The sequence below is a fragment of the Yersinia pekkanenii genome, from assembly GCF_001152565.1.
In the GTDB taxonomy this organism is placed as follows: Bacteria; Pseudomonadota; Gammaproteobacteria; order Enterobacterales; family Enterobacteriaceae; genus Yersinia; species Yersinia pekkanenii.
The window spans coordinates 1-4219 of sequence record NZ_CQAZ01000099.1 but is presented as its reverse complement, the minus strand read 5'-3'; the positions used below and the strand labels follow the sequence as shown (position 1 = coordinate 4219).

Genomic DNA, 4219 nt, shown 5'->3' with positions numbered 1-4219 from the left:
AGCCGATGCCCACATCGGCTGCCAGTTTCCCCGATTACTGCGTGATGACATAACCAAAGATACGCCGCCACTCTATATCCCCTTTTTCGATATAAACGCCCTGCAATTCAGGTGAGAAGCCCGGCAGTAAATTAATTCCCTCTTCCAGCGCCAGGAAATAACGCTGCACGGCCCCACCCCATACCTCACCCGGCACCACACACAATACGCCCGGCGGATAAGGCAAAGCACCTTCTGCAGCAATGCGCCCTTCGGCCTCAGCAATAGGAATTAGCTCGATATTATCGCGGATAAACTGGATATTGGCATCTTGCGGATTCATCACTACCTGCGGGAAACTGGCTTTGCGGAACATATCTTTTTGTAATTGCTTAACGTCGTGGCTGACATACAGATTATGCATTTCCTGACATAACTGGCGCAAAGTATAGCCACGATAGCGCTCTTCATTCTTACGGTATATTGTCGGCAGTACATCACACAGCAATGCATCCTGCTCAACATAACGTTCAAATTCCATCAGCATATCAACCAGATGAGACATCTTAGCGGGATTTTCAGCCGGAGTTAACAAGAATAGAATCGAATTTAGATCACATTTTTCCGGCACAATGCCATTTTCGCGCAAGAAGGTCGCCAGTATCGCCGCTGGAACGCCAAACTCAGTATAGTGACCAGTGCTGGCATCAATACCCGGAGTCGTCAGCAATAGCTTACAAGGATCAACCAGGTATTGGTCTTGGTTATACCCTTCAAACCCATGCCAAGATTCATTTGGCACAAAATTAAAGAAACGTGCGTCATTGGCAATAATATCGGTATCGTAATCCTGCCAATTTTTACCGCCAACAATGGGTGGAATAAAAGGCCGCAGCATTGAACAACGCTCTAATAGTAATTTACGGGTTTCAATACCCAGTTTTACGCAATCCATCCACATACGGCGGCCACTATCACCAGAATGTATTTTGGCGTTAACATCCAGGGCAGCAAATAATGGATAAAATGGGCTGGTCGAAGCATGCAGCATAAACGCATTATTAAAACGTTTATGATTACAATGGCGTTTTTGCCCTTTGATATGGTTATCTTTTTTATGTACCTGCGAGGTCTGAGAAAAGCCGGCCTGCTGCTTATGTACCGACTGAGTCACAATAATCCCAGGGTCATTTTCATTTAATTCCAACAACAGCGGCGAGAAATCCTTCATCATTGGAATAAATTGCTCGTAACCTACCCATGCAGAATCAAACAAAATGTAATCACACAAATGACCAATGCTATCAATGACCTGGCGCGCGTTATAGACCGTACCATCATAGGTACCCAATTGAATAATCGCCAGTCTGAATGGCCGTGCTTCCTCCGCACGTTCAGGTGCGACTTCGCGCAGTTGCTGGCGTAAATAACGTTCATCGAAACAATGAGCATCAATTCCACCAATAAAACCAAACGGGTTACGGGCAGTTTCAAGATAGACTGGCGTCGCTCCCGCTTGAATCAATGCACCGTGGTGATTAGATTTATGATTATTACGATCGAACAACACCAGATCACCACGGGTCAATAACGCGTTAGTCACCACCTTATTAGCGGTCGACGTACCATTCAGTACAAAATAGGTTTTATCAGCATTAAAGACCTTAGCCGCATATTTTTGTGCGTCTTTGGCTGCACCTTCATGGATAAGCAAGTCGCCCAATTTGACATCTGCGTTACACATATCTGAACGGAAAATCGTCTCACCATAGAATTCAAAAAACTGACGACCGGCGGGATGTTTACGAAAGAACTCTCCGCCCTGATGCCCAGGGCAAGCAAAGGTGGAGTTCTTCATCTCAACATATTTCTTTAACGTTGAGAAAAAAGGTGGCAACAGATTTTTTTGATACTCACTGGCAGCAGCCTCTACCTGAGCATTGTAAAACGCTTTATTTGCCTCACCGAGCGTAATGATACCTTTAATAAGGGGCAAATAATCCGCAGACACCGTCTGTTCTGCCGTGACAACAACAAAAGTAGGAATAGCAAAGCCCAGATTATGCAACTTTGACAATATACCGGCATTCGCATCTTCAACCGACATCACCACAGCGGCAACATCAGTAAAATCGGTTTGATTGAGGTATACCACTCCCCGCTGGCTTTCCACATAAGAAGCCAGTCGAGCGCTTGTTGCTATTTTTAATAGTGTCATATCACTTACTCTCAAACGGTCAGGTATGAGGCTGCCATTTTGGCATATAGATGACATCACATAGGGTGGAGATTTTATGTGATGTCGGCAAATTGATATCTCTCACCCACACTTTTTCAGGCCACAGTAAAAGCCAGAATAATGAATGAATTGGTCTCAGCATCGACCAATAGACATCAGTAAAATCAGAGAATTGGCTCTATTTTTAATAATGCCTAACAGTGAGCAACAGGTAGCCTTACCGCATGGAAGGAATAAGGGACTTAACAGAAGCAAAATTGGGGGAATAGCATACGAGGCGCTCAATATGCATTGGATAATGTAAAACTGCCATAACCGCCTCCTGCTTACGTCATCGAAATGGTACGAACTAGGGGAATGAATAGTAACGCTAAATTTGCGCAATAATTGCATGTTTTCCGAGTCGGTTCAACCGTACGAGTAAATAAAAATGCATATTAAGTGAATATATAAACCATTGTTATTTAACGAACTGAAAAATAAAAAATCGATAAATCAATCAGATGAAACATTGAATTACACTGAAAAATTTGCCGCATATCCGTTTTTTCATTATTTTTGCATGAAAAGAGAGCAACCGATCGCCTTTATATGAGAAACTCATTGACGATTTGGTGCCAATACGGTTTAATGCGCCCCGTTGCCCGGATAGCTCAGTCGGTAGAGCAAGGGATTGAAAATCCCTGTGTCCTTGGTTCGATTCCGAGTCCGGGCACCACTTTCACTTCTCCCCACGTCTTCTGAATTCAAGTAAACTCCTTTATAATCACTATCATACTCAACATTAATCCATTTTAAGTTCCACTGAGCTCAACCTACATCAACACCAATCAAGTGATGTTTGGGGGCTTAACTGGGGGCTTATCTTGTTCAATGTGATTTAGGGGCCCCCAAATGCCACTCAATGCCAGACAAGTCGAGACTGCAAAGCCGAAAGAGAAAGATTACAAACTCACTGATGAGCGTGGCCTTTTTCTGCTGGTCACCACCAATGGTCGCAAATATTGGCGCTTGAAATACCGCGTATCAGGCAAAGAGAAAAAACTCTCTATTGGTGTCTACCCTGATATCTCATTAGCCGAGGCCAGGCTAAAGCGTGAAGAAGCACGAAAACTCCTCTCCGAGGGTCATGACCCCAGCGAGCAAAAACAGCGCGAGAAGCAAACCAAAAAGTTCACAGTAGAAAATACCTTCCATACCCTCGCTACTGAATGGCATACCTACAAGTGTACGTCATGGTCTGCAAGCTATGCAGAAAGCGTCCTGGAGGCCCTTGAGAAGGATATCTTCCCACATGTAGGGAAACGCCCTGTCACAGAGATCCTCCCGCTGGAGATGCTTCAAGTGCTGCGCCTGATAGAAAAGCGCGGTGCTCTGGAGAAAATGCGTAAAGTGCGGCAATTCTGTAATCAGATTTTCCGTTACGCTATTGCCACTGGCCGGGCAACGGTGAACCCTGTGGCAGAACTGGCCGGAGCCTTGAGTCCACCCAAAACAGAGCACTTCCCTCATCTAATCGCCAGAGAGCTTCCTGAGTTCCTTCATAAGTTGGCTGAATATCACGGTAGCCCCCTCACCCGCCTCGCCACTCGACTGCTTTTATTGACCGGTGTTCGCACTGTCGAATTGCGTGCGGCAGAATGGCAAGAGTTTGATTTCGACAACGCTCTGTGGACAGTACCGGAAAGTCGCATGAAAATGCGGCGTAAACATGTCGTTCCCCTGACCCGACAAGTCACTGCCATCCTGCGGGAACTTCAGAACGTAACTGGAAGCTATCGGCTGGTTTTTCCTGGACGTAACGACGTCAATAAGCCCATGAGCGAAGCCAGCATTAATATGGTGCTAAAGCGTATTGGTTATGATGGTAAAGCGACAGGACATGGTTTTCGTCACACCATGAGTACCATTTTGCATGAACAGAGCTATAACTCAGCCTGGATTGAACTCCAGCTCGCACATGCGGATAAAAACAGTATCCGGGGAACCTATAACCATGCT

2 protein-coding genes and 1 tRNA gene are annotated in these 4219 nt (G+C 45.4%); 2 read left to right on the top strand and 1 reads right to left on the bottom strand.

Annotated elements, in window-relative coordinates; translation table 11 throughout:
• Nucleotides 1-34: 34 nt before the first annotated feature.
• The gene (gene speF / locus AEP37_RS22420; protein ID WP_049615402.1) at nt 35-2197 is read right to left on the bottom strand and encodes an ornithine decarboxylase SpeF; all 2163 of its coding nucleotides are present in this window, start codon (nt 2195-2197) and stop codon (nt 35-37) included.
• A gap of 663 nt (nt 2198-2860) precedes the next feature.
• On the opposite strand from speF, the gene AEP37_RS22410 reads away from it, so the two are divergent.
• Together AEP37_RS22410 and AEP37_RS22405 are read left to right on the top strand one after the other, a co-directional pair.
• Nucleotides 2861-2936: transfer RNA gene (locus AEP37_RS22410), tRNA-Phe, on the top strand.
• Nucleotides 2937-3112: 176 nt separating this feature from the next.
• Nucleotides 3113-4219 (top strand): tyrosine-type recombinase/integrase (locus tag AEP37_RS22405; protein ID WP_049615400.1); only part of this gene is annotated, 1107 nt, incomplete at its 3' end.